Origin of the sequence: Cellulosimicrobium protaetiae, assembly GCF_009708005.2 — a bacterium.
GTDB lineage: Bacteria > Actinomycetota > Actinomycetes > Actinomycetales > Cellulomonadaceae > Cellulosimicrobium > Cellulosimicrobium protaetiae.
In genome coordinates, this window is sequence record NZ_CP052757.1 from 402788 (window position 1) to 417475 (window position 14688).

The 14688-nt window shown below is 73.5% G+C and carries 15 protein-coding genes; 3 read left to right on the forward strand and 12 right to left on the reverse strand.

Annotation, left to right across the window (positions count from 1 at the left end):
- Nucleotide 1: 1 nt before the first annotated feature.
- On the forward strand, nucleotides 2–1174 hold the full coding sequence (locus FIC82_RS01795; RefSeq protein WP_154797337.1) for an alpha/beta hydrolase: 1173 nt from the start codon (nucleotides 2–4) through the stop codon (nucleotides 1172–1174).
- A gap of 32 nt (nucleotides 1175–1206) precedes the next feature.
- On the opposite strand, the gene FIC82_RS01800 is transcribed toward FIC82_RS01795, so the two are convergent.
- A complete protein-coding gene (locus FIC82_RS01800; protein WP_253691339.1) occupies nucleotides 1207–1728 on the reverse strand; it encodes a low molecular weight protein-tyrosine-phosphatase in 522 nt (173 codons plus the stop codon).
- Between the two features lie 87 nt (nucleotides 1729–1815).
- On the opposite strand from FIC82_RS01800, the gene FIC82_RS01805 reads away from it, so the two are divergent.
- Nucleotides 1816–2724: an SDR family oxidoreductase gene (locus FIC82_RS01805; protein WP_216609957.1), complete on the forward strand. Its 909-nt coding sequence runs from the start codon at nucleotides 1816–1818 to the stop codon at nucleotides 2722–2724.
- Nucleotides 2725–3096: 372 nt separating this feature from the next.
- On the opposite strand, the gene FIC82_RS01810 is transcribed toward FIC82_RS01805, so the two are convergent.
- Nucleotides 3097–4593 carry an MFS transporter gene (locus FIC82_RS01810; RefSeq protein ID WP_154797338.1) on the reverse strand — a complete coding sequence of 499 codons (1497 nt, stop codon included), beginning with the start codon at nucleotides 4591–4593 and terminating at the stop codon, nucleotides 3097–3099.
- 79 nt (nucleotides 4594–4672) lie between these two features.
- Between FIC82_RS01810 and FIC82_RS01815 the strand changes: the two genes are divergently transcribed.
- A complete protein-coding gene (locus FIC82_RS01815; RefSeq protein ID WP_154797339.1) occupies nucleotides 4673–5191 on the forward strand; it encodes a winged helix-turn-helix transcriptional regulator in 519 nt (172 codons plus the stop codon).
- Between the two features lie 12 nt (nucleotides 5192–5203).
- On the opposite strand, the gene FIC82_RS01820 is transcribed toward FIC82_RS01815, so the two are convergent.
- From FIC82_RS01820 to FIC82_RS01865, 10 genes are all read right to left on the reverse strand, one after another.
- Complete coding sequence (locus FIC82_RS01820; protein WP_154797340.1) at nucleotides 5204–5845, reverse strand: hypothetical protein; 642 nt, start codon at nucleotides 5843–5845, stop codon at nucleotides 5204–5206.
- Between the two features lie 55 nt (nucleotides 5846–5900).
- Nucleotides 5901–6857 (reverse strand): hypothetical protein, encoded by a 957-nt coding sequence (locus FIC82_RS20730; RefSeq protein WP_154797341.1) that lies wholly within the window; start codon nucleotides 6855–6857, stop codon nucleotides 5901–5903.
- A gap of 127 nt (nucleotides 6858–6984) precedes the next feature.
- Nucleotides 6985–7296, reverse strand: a complete 312-nt coding sequence (locus tag FIC82_RS01830; protein WP_154797342.1) for a hypothetical protein — start codon at nucleotides 7294–7296, stop codon at nucleotides 6985–6987.
- A gap of 86 nt (nucleotides 7297–7382) precedes the next feature.
- The gene (locus tag FIC82_RS01835; RefSeq protein ID WP_418884352.1) at nucleotides 7383–8237 is read right to left on the reverse strand and encodes a sugar phosphate isomerase/epimerase family protein; all 855 of its coding nucleotides are present in this window, start codon (nucleotides 8235–8237) and stop codon (nucleotides 7383–7385) included.
- 188 nt (nucleotides 8238–8425) lie between these two features.
- On the reverse strand, nucleotides 8426–9682 hold the full coding sequence (locus FIC82_RS01840) for a dihydrodipicolinate synthase family protein (RefSeq protein ID WP_216609958.1): 1257 nt from the start codon (nucleotides 9680–9682) through the stop codon (nucleotides 8426–8428).
- Nucleotides 9679–10932: a Gfo/Idh/MocA family protein gene (locus FIC82_RS01845; RefSeq protein WP_216609959.1), complete on the reverse strand. Its 1254-nt coding sequence runs from the start codon at nucleotides 10930–10932 to the stop codon at nucleotides 9679–9681. Before FIC82_RS01845 ends, FIC82_RS01840 begins: the two co-directional genes overlap by 4 nt.
- An 8-nt stretch (nucleotides 10933–10940) precedes the next feature.
- Nucleotides 10941–11723: an ABC transporter ATP-binding protein gene (locus tag FIC82_RS01850; protein ID WP_253691341.1), complete on the reverse strand. Its 783-nt coding sequence runs from the start codon at nucleotides 11721–11723 to the stop codon at nucleotides 10941–10943.
- Nucleotides 11716–12471: an ABC transporter ATP-binding protein gene (locus FIC82_RS01855; protein ID WP_154797344.1), complete on the reverse strand. Its 756-nt coding sequence runs from the start codon at nucleotides 12469–12471 to the stop codon at nucleotides 11716–11718. The genes FIC82_RS01850 and FIC82_RS01855 overlap by 8 nt, the downstream gene beginning before the upstream one ends.
- Nucleotides 12468–13817, reverse strand: a complete 1350-nt coding sequence (locus FIC82_RS01860) for a branched-chain amino acid ABC transporter permease (protein WP_253691342.1) — start codon at nucleotides 13815–13817, stop codon at nucleotides 12468–12470. The genes FIC82_RS01855 and FIC82_RS01860 overlap by 4 nt, the downstream gene beginning before the upstream one ends.
- Complete coding sequence (locus tag FIC82_RS01865; protein WP_168731400.1) at nucleotides 13801–14685, reverse strand: branched-chain amino acid ABC transporter permease; 885 nt, start codon at nucleotides 14683–14685, stop codon at nucleotides 13801–13803. The genes FIC82_RS01860 and FIC82_RS01865 overlap by 17 nt, the downstream gene beginning before the upstream one ends.
- Between the last annotated feature and the right edge of the window lie 3 nt (nucleotides 14686–14688).

The window sequence follows — 14688 nt, forward strand, 5'->3', positions numbered from 1 at the left end:
CATGGCCGACTGGCAGCCCGACGTCCTCGGCGACGACTACGAGCAGCTCACGCTGCCGCTCGCCCCCGACGACGAGGGCGAGGTCGTCGCGACGCTCGTGCGCCGCCGTCGGGCCGGGGGAGCCGGTACGGTCGACCCCCACGCAGGGGGCCAGTACCTCGACGTCCTGTACGTCCACGGCTGGTCCGACTACTTCTTCCAGACCGAGCTCGCGGACTTCTGGGAGGCGCACGGTGCGCGGTTCCACGCGCTCGACCTGCGCAAGTACGGGCGGAGCCTGCGGCCCGGGCAGACGCCGGGCTTCGTCACCGACCTCACGACGTACGACGAGGACCTCGCCGCGGCGCTCGCCGCGATCGGTCACCGGGGCGACGGGAGGTCGCCCCGCCGGCTGCTGCTCATGGGCCACTCGACGGGCGGGCTGACGCTCAGCCTGTGGCTCGCCCGGAACCCCGGACGCGCGTCGGCCCTCGTCCTCAACAGCCCGTGGCTGGAGTTCCAGACGCGCGAGGTCGGGCGCCTCCTGCTCGAACCCGTCATCGGAGCGCGTGCACGCCTCACGCCGACGCGCCCGCTGCCGAACGTCGACCTCGGCTTCTACACGCGCTCCGTGAGCAAGGACTTCGGCGGGGAGTGGACGTACGACCTCGCGTGGCGTCCGCAGCACGGGTTCCGCACGACGCCCGCGTGGCTGTCCGCCGTCTTCCACGGGCAGCAGGCCGTGGCGCGCGGCCTGTCGATCGGTGCGCCCGTGCTCGTGCTGCTCTCCGCCCGCAGCACCCTGCTGCCACGCTGGACGCCCGAGATGAGGCACACGGACACGGCGATCGACGTGGACGGGGTCGCGCAGCGGTCCGTCCAGCTCGGCGACCTCGTCACGGTCGTCCGGCTCGACGGCGCGCTGCACGACGTGGTGCTCTCGGCCCGGCCCGTTCGGTCGCTCGCGTACGGCCGGATCGCGCAGTGGGTCGGCGCGTACCTCCCGCGCCCCGCGCCTGTCCGGCCCGACGTCGTCGCGGCCACCCCGCCGGGCGACGCACCACCGGCGTCGGGCGGCCTGGGTCGGGTGCTCTCCCGCCTCGGCGCCGGCGCGCACCGGGCAGGGCGGGCCGTCGCCCGCACGGTGGGAGCCGCCGTCGGGACCGTGCGCGGGCGTCGGTCCCGCACCCGCTGACCGTCGCGAGCCGGACGGTCGGGTCGTGGCCGTCAGTCGTCGAGGTGCGCCCGCACGTACGCCACGATCCCGTCGGCCGCAGCCTCGACCTCCTCCAGGCAGTCCTCGAACTCCCGGCGACCGCCGTACCACGGGTCGGCGATGTCGAGCGCGTGCTCGGGGTCGCCGGGCGCCACCTGCGGCGCGGCCGGGTCGAACGATCGGTACATCCGCACCGGGGCCGCGGCGTCGAGCCGGCGCAGGGCGCGCGCGTGCTGGGACGTCATCGCGAGGACGAGGTCGCGCGCGGCGAGGTCGCCCGCGCGCACCTGGCGTGCGCGGTGCGTCCCGTCGACGACGTAGCCGTGCTCCGTGAGCACGTCGCGGGCCCGCCGGTCCACGGGGTGGCCCTGCTCCTCGTCGCTGATCCCCGTCGAGTCCACCACCACCCGGCCGCCGAGGCCCGCGGCCTCGAAGCGGTCGCGCAGCACCACCTCGGCCATGGGGGACCGGCAGATGTTGCCGGTGCAGACGGTCATGACGCGGTACGGCCCGGGGGCCTCGGCACTGGTCATGACCCCATTCTGCGGGAGGCGCACGCGCGGCTCACGTGCGCGACCGGTCGCCGGGCGTCCGGAGACCGCCGCGTCTACCGTGAGGTCATGATGATCGGGGCGGGGTCGGGGCGGATCGCCGTGACGGGCGCGAGCGGGCTCCTGGGGTCGAAGCTGGCGTACCGCCTCGCCGCCGAGGGCGCGTCGCAGCGGCTCGTCGTGCGCGACGCCGCGCGGGCTCCCGGCCTCGGGGACGACCCCCTCCCGGGGTCGGACGTGGCCGTGGTCGCCGGGTACACCGACACGCGCGGGATGGTCGCGGCGTTCACGGGCGTCGACACCGTGCTCCTCGTGTCCGCGCGCGAGGACCGGGACCGCGTCGCGCAGCACCGTGCGGCGGTCGATGCGGCCATCGCGGCGGGTGTGGGGCGCATCGTCTACGTGTCGTTCGTCGGTGCGGCGCCGGACGCCGTCTTCACGTTCGCGCGCGACCACTGGCGCACCGAGGAGTACATCCGCGCGACGGGCGTGCGCCACACGTTCCTGCGCGACAACCTCTACCACCGCGGGCTCGCGCTCATGGTCGGCGACGACGGCGTGATCCGCGGGCCGGCGGGCGACGGCCGGGTCGCGTCGGTGTCGCACGACGACATCGCCGACGTCGCGACCGTCGTCCTGCTCGACGCCGAGGCCCACCGCCACGACGGCGTCACGTACGACGTCACCGGGCCGGAGGCGCTCACGCTCGGCGAGGTCGCCGACGCCCTGTCGGCCGCGACGGGGCGCGAGATCACCTACCACCCCGAGACCGTCGCCGAGGCGTACGCGTCGCGCGAGCACTACGGGGTGCCACGCTTCGAGGTCGACGGGTGGGTGTCGTCGTACACGGCGATCGCGGCGGGGGAGCTCGCGCACGTGAGCGACACGGTGCCGCGGCTCGTGGAGCGCCCGGCGCAGTCGTTCGCCGCGTGGCTCGACGACTACCCCGACGAGTGGGCGCACCTGCGCCCCGCCTGACGTTCCACGCCGTGCGCGAAAACCCCTGGCGCGGTCCGCGGGGGCGGACGTACCGTCGTCGTACACGCGAAAGGAGGTGGTCCTGGAAGTGAAGATTCTTCGGACTCGTGAGGTGGTTGCGCGCTAGTCGTCGCGCAACCGATCCAGCAACGGACCGGCTGCGGTGAGCCCGTGAACCGGGCGGGGTCTCCCGAGGGGAGGCGCCCGACGGCGAGCGAGTACCACGCAACCACCGGAGCCCGCGGGTGTCGTGCCCTCGTCCAGCACGACAGGAGGAACCCTCCAGCCCGCGGGCTTCCTGCTGCCCACCCCCACCGCTGAGTGCATGAAATAGTCGCGTCCGGCACGTCCGGACGCGACTATTTCATGCACTCAGCGGGTGGCGGGGGTCGGGGTCGGGAGGTCGGCCTCGGCGGCGGGCGCCGCGGCGGGCGACGGCGGGTCGGTGGCCGGGCGCCGGCGGCGCGGGGCTCCCATCGCGACGGCGGCGAGGGCGAAGGCCGCGACGGGGACCCACAGCGCGGTGTGGAACGCCGCGAGACCCGCCTGCGGGCCCGTGCCGTCCCCGAGGGCGAGGACGCTGACCGCCGTCGCGGCGGAGATGCCGATCGCCGCGCCGAGCTGGAACGACGTGTTGAGCACCCCGCCCGCCACGCCCTGCTCCGCGTCGCTCACGCCCGTGGTCGCGGCGATCGCGATCGGCCCGTAGACCAGCGCGAACGCGACCCCGACGAGCGCCATCGACGGGACCATGACGGCGTACGTCCAGTCGAGCCCCGACGCGAGGAACCACGCCGCGGCGAGCGTGCCGGCGACGAGACCCCCGACGATCACGCGCGGCACCCCGAACCGCTCCACGAGGCGCGGCGTGAGCACGGGGGCGAGGACGACGTCGACCGCCATGAGCAGCATCGCGAGCCCCGTCTCGAGCGGCGTCCAGCCGCGGAGCTCCTGGAGGTAGAGCGTGAGGAGCACCTGGAACCCGTAGAACCCGCCCGCGAAGAGCACCGCCGTGACGTTCGCCCGCACGAGCTCGGTCGAGCGGAAGAGGCGCAGCGGCAGGAGCGGGTGCGGGGCCTGGCGCTGCCGTGCGACGAACGCCGCGAGGAGCACGGCCCCGCCCCCGAGCGCGGCGGCCGTCCACGCGACCCCCTCGCCCGGGTGCTCGAGGCGCACGATGCCGACGGCGAGCAGGACCATCGCGCTCGTCGCCAGGATGGCGCCGAGCACGTCGAGCGCGCCGCGTACGCGGCCGGCCGTGTCGCGCGGGACCGTGACCAGGGCGAGCACGAGGAGCACGACGGCGAGCAGCACCGGGGCGAAGAAGACCCACCGCCAGTGGATCGCGGCCAGGAGCCCGCCCACGACGAGCCCGAGCGAGAAGCCCGCCGCCCCGGCGGCGCCGTAGACGACGAGCGCGCGGTTGCGGCGCGGCCCCTCGGCGAACGACGTCGTGATGAGAGACATCCCCGCCGGCGTGAGGAAGCCTGCCGCGACCCCGGTGACGAAGCGCGACAGGAGGAGCATCCAGCCGTCGGTCGCGAACCCGCCGAGCCCGGAGAACAGCAGGAACACGAGCAGCCAGAGGAGGAACATGCGGCGGCGGCCGTAGAGGTCCGCGGCGCGGCCACCGAGCAGCATGAACCCGCCGTACCCGACGACGTACGCCGTCACGACCCCGCCGAGCTCGCCGGTCGCGAGCCCGAGGTCGGCGCGGATGCCGGGGAGCGCGACGGAGAGCATCGCGATGTCGCTGCCCTCCAGGAAGATCGCCCCGCACAGCACGAGCAGCAGCCCCCAGTCGCGCAGCGTGAAGCGCGCGACCGCGCGTGCGCCCTCGCCGGCCCGGGTGGTGGGCAGGTCGGTCATGTCGTCCCCTCTCCTGAGCACCTACCGGTACTCGGTTACCTCTTGATACCGAGCCCATCGTGGGACAGGATCAGGAGGCATGGAAGACGGCACATTCGGCACACCTGGTATCACTGCGGATACCGTGGCGGCGCGAGGCGGCCCCGCGGAGCGGGGCAACGCCCCCTCCCCGGCCGCGGACCGCCACGGCTGCACACCGTCCAGGTGGGAGTCCGACGTCGAGGTCTGGCAGTGGGACTCGCGCGAGGACTGCGAGGTGCGGCAGATCCTCGACCGCATCGCGGACAAGTGGTCGCTGCTCGCCATCGCGCTGCTCGACCGGCGCGTCATGCGCTTCACCGAGCTCAAGCGCGAGATCGACGGGATCAGCCAGCGCATGCTGTCGCGCACGCTGCGCCAGCTCGAGCGCGACGGCATCGTGGAGCGCACGGTCTACCCGACCGTCCCGCCGCGCGTCGACTACGCCCTCACCGAGATGGGGCGGTCGCTCCACGCCACGACCAAGGCGCTCGTCGTGTGGACCGAGGCGCACCAGGAGCGCATCGCGGCCGCGCGCAGCGCCTACGACGAGCGCGAGGCGTCGCTCCAGGACCTCTGAGAAGGGTGGTGGTCAGGCGACCGCGGTCGCCAGCACCCCGAACGTCGGGTCGGGCGTGATCGGCGACGGCGCGGGCTCGTCGCCCGCCGGCCCGCTCGTCATCTCCCACGTCCCGTCACCCTCGACCCGCACGGCGGCGGTGCGTGCCCCCGACGCGTCCACGACCTTGATGCTCCCGCCGAACGGACGACCGGGGAGCTGAGCGAACGCCGCCCGGACGAACCGGGACGCGGCGTCCGCGAGCGCGTCGCCCATCTGGAGCGGGCGCACGTGCCAGATGCCGAACGGGCGCGGTTCGAGCACGACCGCCCCGCCCTGCGCGCCCACGAGCAGCGCCGCGTTGGTGCGCTCGTCGGCGATCGCCGCGGCCTCGACCCACTCCGTCGCGGTCGTGAGGATGCGCGTCAGCGGGACGACGTTCCCGACCGGCGCGAGCACCTCGCCCTCGACCCGGGCGAGCCGGCGCACGACGAGCGAGCTGAGCCCCGCGGCGAGGAGCGGCGAGTCGGCCGGGACGTCGGGCAGGCGCAGGTTCTCGCGCGTCCGCGTGGCGGCCGGGCCCTCGTTGAGGGAGAGGAGCACGAGCAGCTCCGGTCCCGTGAGCTCGATGAGCCCGTCGTCCGGACGGTTGGCCGTCTCGGTCTGCGTGGTCATCGGTCGTCCCTCTCCTCGTGCGGACCGTGAGCACGGTCCGGCGCGTGCGCCGCGGTCACCACGGCCATGCCTTCTTCAGCGTCTCGGTCGCCCCGTCGACGAAGTCCCCGCCCGCGTCCCACACGTCGGCGGCGAGGTCGCCGGCACCGTCGACGAGGTCGCCCCCACGATCCCACAGCCAGCCCGCGCCGTCGGCGATGCGCTTGGTCACCGGGACGTCGCCGGAGAGCAGGGTCGCGATGCCCCACACGGCCCCCGCGCCCGCGATCGCCCAGCCGACGGGGTTGCTCGCGAGGAAGATCGCCGCCCCGATGCCGGCGGCGCCGAGACCGGCGGTGATGAGGCCGTCGGTCCCCTTGAACCCGTCGCCCTCCGCGAAGCCCTCCCAGGCCTGCATCGAGCCGGAGTACACCGAGTAGCCGTCGAACAGGAAGCCCGCGCCCTTGAGGACGGTCCCGGCGGAGGCCAGGTTGTCCGCGAGCCCGAGCGCGTTGAGCGGGTCGTCGAGCTTGTTCATCGCGGCCCAGGCGTCGACGCCCTGGGACGCGATCCAGTTGAGGACGCCGCCCTGCGTCATGTCCGTCGACAACCACGACGGCGGGACGAGCCAGTCGGGCGGGCCACCCTCGCCGTTCTGGCTCCCCGGGCCCCCGGGTCCGCCCGGGCCACCGGGACCGCCGGGCCCGCCCGGTCCACCGGGGCCACCGGGGCCACCGGGGCCACCGGGACCACCAGGGCCGCCGTCACGGCTCGTCGAGTCCTGCTGCTCCGCGTTGCCCCGCAGCAGGTCCGCGGCGTCGGTGAGGAGCGCGGCCGTGCCGGTCAGGCTCGGTCGCAGCGTCGAGGTCCACGCGGTGCGGAAGTCCGCCGCGTCGGACCCCTCCCAGCGTGCGCCGCCGACGGCCGTCTCGATCGCCGCCGCGGCCAGCTCCAGCGCCTGCGCGCCGTCCGCCACCCGGCCCGCGAGCGAGCGCAGGGCCTCGACGTCCGCCCCGTACATCCCGCTGCTCATTCGTCGCCTCTCCGCGCTTTCACCCACCACGCCCGGACGCTCACCGGCCGGGCACGCCGTCGCGGCGCCGACCACAGGGTACGGACGAGCAGGAGCGACCGTCGATGGTGACCGGTCCCCATCCGGGTCAGGAGGGCCGCGTGCCGCGCCGACGGTCGTCGGCCACGAGCGCGCGGTACCGGCGCCACTGGCGGACGGCGAAGCGCGCGAGGAACGCGCAGGACAGCAGCCCGACGGCGACCCAACCCCACGGGAACGGGTCGCCCGCGTGGTAGCTGCGCAGGCTCTCGGTCCAGCCGTAGACCTGCGCGCGGTACCAGCCCAGCACGAAGATCGCGACGACCGCGGGAGGTACGGCGGCGGCGAAGGTCAGGAACCAGGCATACGTGCGCGCCTGCTTCGTGTCGCCCACGAACCGCGTCCGCGGTGCCCCATGCATCCGTCCACCTCCGTGCTCGAGCCTCCGGGAACCCTACCCGGCGACGGCGAGCCTCCCGAGGCTGCTCTCGACCCGGAGCACCACGCTCAGGGGGCGAGGTGCGGCTCGACGAGCTCGACGTACCGGCGGGCGAGCGTGGCGAGCACGTCGGCGCCGGGTGCGGCCCAGACGTCGGCGTGGAAGATCTCGACCTCGACGTCGCCCGTGTACCCGGCGGCGGCCACCGAGCGCGTGAACGCCGCGAAGTCGACGTGGCCGTCGCCCATCATGCCGCGGCCGAGCAGCGTGTCGGCCGGCAGCGGCGTGATCCAGTCGCACACCTGGTAGCTGACGATCCGCCCCGCGGCACCCGCGCGCGCGATCTGCTCGTGGACCTTCGGCTCCCACCACAGGTGGTAGGTGTCGACGACGACGCCCACCTCCTCGGGCGCGAACGGCTCGGCGAGGTCGAGCGCCTGCTCGAGCGTCGACACGACCCCGCGGTCTGCCGCGAAGATCGGGTTCATGGGCTCGATCCCGAGCGTCACGCCCGCGTCGCGCGCGGCCGGGACGAGCGCCGCGACCGCGTCCGCCGCCCGTTGCCGGGCCCCGACGAGGTCGCGGTCGCCGTCGGGCAGCCCGCCCGGGACGAGGACGAGCGTGCGCGCACCGAGCGCGGCCGTCTCGGCGATCGCGGCGAGGTTGCTCGCGTGCGCGGCCGCGCGGGCGTCGGGGTCGCTCGCGGTGAAGAACCCGCCGCGGCACACGGACGAGACGCGCAGCCCGGCGTCGCGCACCCACCGCACCGCCGTGTCGAGGCCGACCTCCGCGACCGGCTCGCGCCACACCCCGATCGCCGGGACCCCCGCGGCGACGCACCCGTCGATCGCCTCCTGCAGCGACCAGTGCGCCGTGGTCCGCTGGTTGAGCGAGAGCCGCGAGAGCCGCGGATCGCCGGCCACCGGCGTCGGCACCCGCGCAACGACCCCACTCGGCACATCAACGCCCCCCCGCTCCCCGCCGAACAGGCCATCTTGGTCCGTCCCGGCACCAGGACGAGCCGAGACCGCCTGGTCGGCGGGCAGGATGGCCTGGTCGGCCGACGAGGTCGACCGCGACGCCCCGGACGGGAACTCGGAGATCTCGGTGCTCATGCGACCACCTCGTCGGCGTCGGCCCGGGCGGACGCGGGCGTGGCGTCCGGGCCTGTCCCGGAGGCGGCGACGTGATCCACCTCGATGCCCGCCGCCGCGAGCACGAGGCCGAGGCGGTGGGCGGCGAGGTCCGGGTCCGGAAGGAGGCGTGCCTCGTTCGCGAGCTCGAACGCGCGCGCGAGATGCACGACGCTCCGGGCGGACTGCAGGCCGCCGACCATGGTGAAGCCGGGCTGGTGGCCCGACAGCCACGCGAGGAACGCGATCCCGGTCTTGTAGTAGTACGTCGGCGCCTCGAACACGTGCCGCGAGAGCGCGAGAGTCGGGGCCATCTCGGCGTCGTACCGCGCGAGGTCGCCCTCGTCGAGGGCGGCGAGCGCCGCCGACGCCGCGGGGGCGACCGCCGCGAACGCGCCGAGCAGTGCGTCGGAGTGCCGCTCGCCGTCGCCGCGGATCAGCTCCGGGTAGTGGAAGTCGTCTCCGGTGTACAACCGCACACCCTCGGGAAGTACGGCACGCAGGCCGACCTCGTGCGAGGCCGAGAGGAGCGAGACCTTGACCCCGTCGACGCGGTCGGCGTGCGCCCGGACGAGGTCGACGAACGTCGCGGTCGCGGTGTCGACGTCCGCCGACCCCCAGTACCCCGCGAGGTGCGGGTCGAACGCCTCGCCGAGCCAGTGCAGGATGACCGGTTCGCGCACCTGGGACAGGATCGCGTCGTACACGCGCACGTAGTCGTCCGCGGAGGTCGCGACGCGCGCGAGGTGCCGCGACGCCATGAGGATGACCTGCGACCCCGTGCCCTCGACGAACTCGACCTGCTCCGTGTACGCCGCGATCACGTCGTCCACGGTCCGCAGGTCGTCGACCCCGCGGTGGTCCGTCCCCGCGCCCGACGCGATCCGCGCCCCGAGCTCGTGGGCCTGGGCCGCGCTGCGCGACACGAGCTCCTGGACCGCGGGCCAGTCGAGGCCCATGTTCCGCTGCGCGGTGTCCATCGCCTCGGCGACGCCCAGGCCGTAGCGGAAGAGGTGCCGCCGGAACGCGAGCGTCGAGTCCCAGTCGACGACGGCCGGCGCGCCGGGGACGTTCTCGCCCCGCGGGTCCGCGACGACGTGCGCCGCCGCGAACGCGACGCGCGACGCGTAGGGGCCGGGGTGGTCCGCCCACTGCCGCGGCGCGCGCAGCTCGACGAGCCGCGACCCGCCGTCGGGCACGGGGATGCGGACCGCGCCACCCCCGGCCGCGCTCACGCTCCCGCCTCGGCGTCGGGACCGACGGCTGCCGCGTCACCCGACCCGGAGACCGGGCCGGAACCGTCGAGCTCGACCCGCCGTCCCTCGCGCGACGACGTGTACCCCGCGTCCACGAGGCGCAGGCCGCGCACGCCGGCGTCGAAGTCGTAGGGGTGCGGCCGCCCGGCGTGGACGTCGCGCAGGAACTCCTCCCACTGCGCGCGGAACCCGTTGACGAACTCCTGGTTGTCCGGGATCTGCTCCCACTGGGCGCGGAAGTCCTGGTCGGTCGGCAAATCCGGGTTCCACACGGGCTTGGGCGTGCGGGCCCGGGACTGGATGCGGCACCCGAACAGCCCTGCCACCGCGGACCCGTGCGTCCCGTCGACCTGGAACTCGACGAGCTCGCCCCGGTCCACGCGCACCGCCCACGACGAGTTCACCTGCGCGAGGATCGGGCCGTCCGCCCCGGCGAGCTCGAAGATCCCGTACGCCGCGTCGTCGGCCGTCGCGGCGTAGGGCTTGCCGTGCTCGTCCCAGCGCTCGGGGATGTGGGTCACGGCCTTCGCCATGACCGCCTCGACCGGCCCGAACAGGTTCTCCAGCACGTAGTTCCAGTGGCAGAACATGTCGAGGACCATCCCGCCGCCGTCCTCGGCGCGGTAGTTCCAGCTCGGGCGCTGCGCGGGCTGCCAGTCGCCCTCGAACACCCAGTACCCGAACTCGCCGCGCACGGACAGGATGCGGCCGAAGAAGTCGCCGTCGATCAGGCGCTTGAGCTTGAGCAGTCCGGGCAGGTACAGCTTGTCGTGCACGACGCCGTGGATCACCCCGGCCGCGCGCGCCGCCTCGGCGAGCTCCTCGCCCTCGGCGACGGACTCCGCGATGGGCTTCTCCGTGTAGACGTGCTTGCCCGCCGCGAGCGCCTTGAGGATCGCCTTGGTCCGCTCCGACGTGACCTGCGCGTCGAAGTAGATCGTGGCCGTGTCGTCCGCGAGCGCCGCGTCGAGGTCGGTCGTGAACTCGGCGACGTCGTGGCGGGCCGCGAGCTCGGCGAGCTTGGCGCGGTTGCGGCCCACGAGCACGGGCTCCACCTGGAGGCGCGTGCCGTCGTCGAGCTCGACGCCGCCGTCGTCCCGGATCGCGAGGATGGAGCGCACGAGGTGCTGGCGGTACCCCATACGACCCGTCACGCCGTTCATGACGATGCGCACGGTGCGGGTGGTCGGTCGGTCGGCCCCTGCGGCGCCGGTGGTCTGGCTGGTCATGCTGGCGGTCATCCGTCCTTCGAGAGCGAGCGCTCGGCGGGTCGTCCGCCGAGGTAGAGCTCGGAGAGCTGGGGGTCGGCGAGGAGCTCGGGCGCGGGGCCGGTGATGTGGACGCGGCCGAGGTCGAGCACGCACCCGATGTCGGCCGTCTCGAGCGCACGGCGCGCGTTCTGCTCGACGAGCAGCACCGCGACGCCCGCGTCGCGCATGCGCACGACCTGCTCGAACACCGTCGACGTCGTCTTCGGGTCGAGGCCCATGGACGGCTCGTCGAGCAGCACGACCTGCGGGCTCACCATGAGCGACCGCGCGAACTCGACCTGCTTCTGCTGCCCTCCGGACAGCAGGCCCGCGAGCTGCTTCCACCGCTCGCCCACGATGGGGAAGAGGTTCTGCACGAACGCGACCCGCTCCGCGATCTTCTGCTTGTCGCGCAGCGTGTACGCGCCGAGCAGCACGTTCTCCGCGACCGTCATCTCACGGAACACGCTGTGCCCCTGGAGCACGTGCGCCAGGCCGGACTGCAGCATCTCCTGCGGCCCCTGGCCCGTGACGTCGCGACCGCCGACGAGGATGCGGCCCGAGCGCGGCTTGAGCAGCCCGCTCGCGACCTTGAGCACCGTCGACTTGCCCGCGCCGTTCGGCCCGACGAGGCACACGACCGTGGCCGCCGGGACCTTGATCGTCAGCCCGCGCAGCACCATCGCGGCGCGGCCGTACCCGGCCTGGACGTCGTCCAGCTCGAGGAGGTACTCCTGCTTCGCCCCCGTCCCGGGGGTCGGGTCAGACACCAAGGTAGGCCTCCAGCACTCGCGGGTCGGCTTGCACGACGGCGGGGGTGCCCTCGGCGATCGGCCGGCCCCGGTCGAACACGATGACGTGGTGGGACAGGCTCATGACCATGTCCATGTTGTGCTCGACGACGAGGAACGTCTTGCCCTCGGCGTTGAGCTCCTGCACGAGCGTCCCGATGCGGCCGATGAGCGCCGGGTTCACGCCGCCGGCGGGTTCGTCGAGCATGATCGTGTCCGGGTCGCCCATGAGCACGCCCGCGAGCTCGAGCAGCTTCTGCTGCCCGTAGGACAGGTTGCGCGCCTCGACGTTCTCCAGGTGGTCGATGCCGACGCGCACGAGCAGCGCGCGCGCCTTGTCGATCTCCTCCGGGTTGCGCGCCCCGGCCAGCAGCTCGCGCACCTTCGTGCGCCGCACCGCGACGAGCATGTTCTCCAGGACCGTCATGCGCGGGAACACCCGGCAGAGCTGGAAGCTGCGCCCGATGCCGGCCCGCGCGATCTTGTGCGGCGCGCGGCGCGTGATGTCCTCGCCGCGGAACGTGACCGTGCCGGAGTCCGGCTTGATCATGCCCGTCACGCAGTTGAAGAACGTCGTCTTGCCCGAGCCGTTCGGGCCGATGAGCGCGTTGATCCTGCCGTGCTGGAACGTGACCGTCGCGTCGCGGACGGCGTGGACGCCGCCGAACGACTTGGTGAGGCCGACGGTCTCGAGGTTCCGGGTCGTCTGTTGCGTAGTCGTCGTCATCGGTCCTCCTCGCTCGGGTTGGTGGCGTCCGGGGTGGCGTCCGGGCCCGTCCGAGGACGAGGGGCCTCTGCGGTCGGGTCACCTTCGCGTCGTTGCTGCACGACGGCGGTCGTCGGGTCCGCGGTCGGGTCGTCTTCGCGTCGTTGCTGCGCGACGGCGGTCGTCGGGTCCGCTGTCGCTGTCGCGTCGCCCGCGGCGGCGGGGGTGGCGGCGGCGCGGTTGCGCTCGAGGAGCTCGGCGGCCGTCATCTCGCGGATGGAGGAGTCCTGCGGGCCGAAGCGCTTGAGGAGCGACTGGGCCGCGGGGATGATCCCGTCCGGCATGAAGAGGACGACGATGCCGAGGAGCAGGGCGGTGGCGACGAGGTGGAACTGGGTGTCGCCGAACTCGAGCTTGAAGTACTCCAGGCCCGTGCCGACGACGATGGCGCCGAGGAGCGGACCGAAGAGGTGCCGGACGCCGCCGAAGAGGGCCATGAGCACCATGTACGAGCCGAGCATGATGGAGAACTGGAAGATCGGGTCGAGGTCGCCGAACCACAGGGCGTACATGCCGCCGGCGAGGCCGGTGAACGTCGCCGAGACGACGTAGGCGACGAGCTTGTAGTTGCGCGTCGGGACGCCGAGGGCCTGGGCCTTGTCCTCGTCCTCGCGGATCGCCTTGAGCCCGGTGCCGAAGCGCGACCGGTCGATCGCCCACCATGCGACGAGCATGACGGCGAGCAGCCCGGCGAACAGGTAGAAGAAGACGCGGTGGTGCTCGGGTCGCAGCAGGTCGGGGAACGGGCGCGGGACGACGAGGCCGTCCGAGCCGCCCGTGAAGGATCCCCATGCCTGGAAGACGAGCAGCAGGATGAGGACGAACGAGATCGACACGATGACGAACGACGCGCCGCGCACGCGCAACGCCGCGATCCCGACGGGGATCGTGATGAGCAGGACGATCACGCCCGCCACGAGCCACGCGACGAAGCTCGGGAGCCCCACGTCGCGGATGAGCAGCCCGGTCCCGTAGGCGCCGAGCCCGAAGAACGCGGCGTGCCCGAGCGAGACGTAGCCGGTGAAGCCGCCCATGAAGTTCCAGGCGGTCGCGGTGCACGCGTAGCTCGCGACGACGATGCCCGCCGAGAGGATGTACGCGTTGGGGGCCATCGTGGGGAACGCGAGGACGAGGACGACGCCGACGACGAGCGCGGCGAGGCGGACGACGCGGCCCCAGGGGCGGCGTGCGGAAGGTGCGGCGGGAGCGGTGGCCGACCCTGCGCCGTCGGGCACCGCGCCGGCGGCGGCACCCCCGGCGCGGCCGGCGGAGCGGCTCGCGGGACGGGTGTCAGAAGCGTTGGGCAAGGCGACCTCCGAAGAATCCCTGGGGCCGCAGCATCAGCGTCGCGAAGAGGGCGACGTAGAAGATGGTCTGCGCCCACGTGGTGCCGAGCGGCACCTGGAGCAGGCTCTGGCCGATGCCGAGCACCATGGCGGCGATTGCGGCGCCGGGGATCGACCCCAGGCCGCCGACGACGATGATCGCCATGAGCGGGCCGATCCAGTGCCAGTGCAACGACGGGTAGATCGTCGCGTCGAGCGACAGCGCGGTCCCGCCGATCGCGGCGGTCGCGAGGCCGAGGCCGAAGCCGTAGCCCGCGACGCGGTCGGTCTTGATGCCGACGAGCTGCGCGGCCTCGCGGTGCTGGATCGTCGCGCGCAGCGCCTGGCCGAACCGGCTGTGCTTCATGAGCAGGTACAGCAGCGCGAGCGAGAGCGCCGCGAGCCCAAAGGCGACGAGCTTCACGACGGCGATCCGGGCCCCGAAGAACTCGATGCTCGTCCCGGAGTACGGGAGCTGGATGCGCCGCTGCGTGCCGCTCCAGACGAAGCCGATCATGCCCTCGATGAAGAGCGCGACGGCGAACGTGAGGAGGACGGACATCATCGTGAGCGTCGCGGGCCGCAGGCGCGTGATGAGCAGGCGCTGCATGCCCACGCCGACGAGGAAGAACAGCGGCACGGTGATGACGAGCGACAGCAGCGGGTCCATGCCGGTCTGCTGGTTGAAGAACCAGGCGAGGTACGCGGCGAGGATGAGGAACGCCGAGTGGGCGATCATCACGACGCGCATCACGCCGAAGTACAGGGTGAGGCCCGCTGCCAGGAGGGCGTAGAGCCCTCCCAGCAGCACGCCGAGCACGAGGCTCTGGAAGAGGAGCGTTCCTGTCACGAG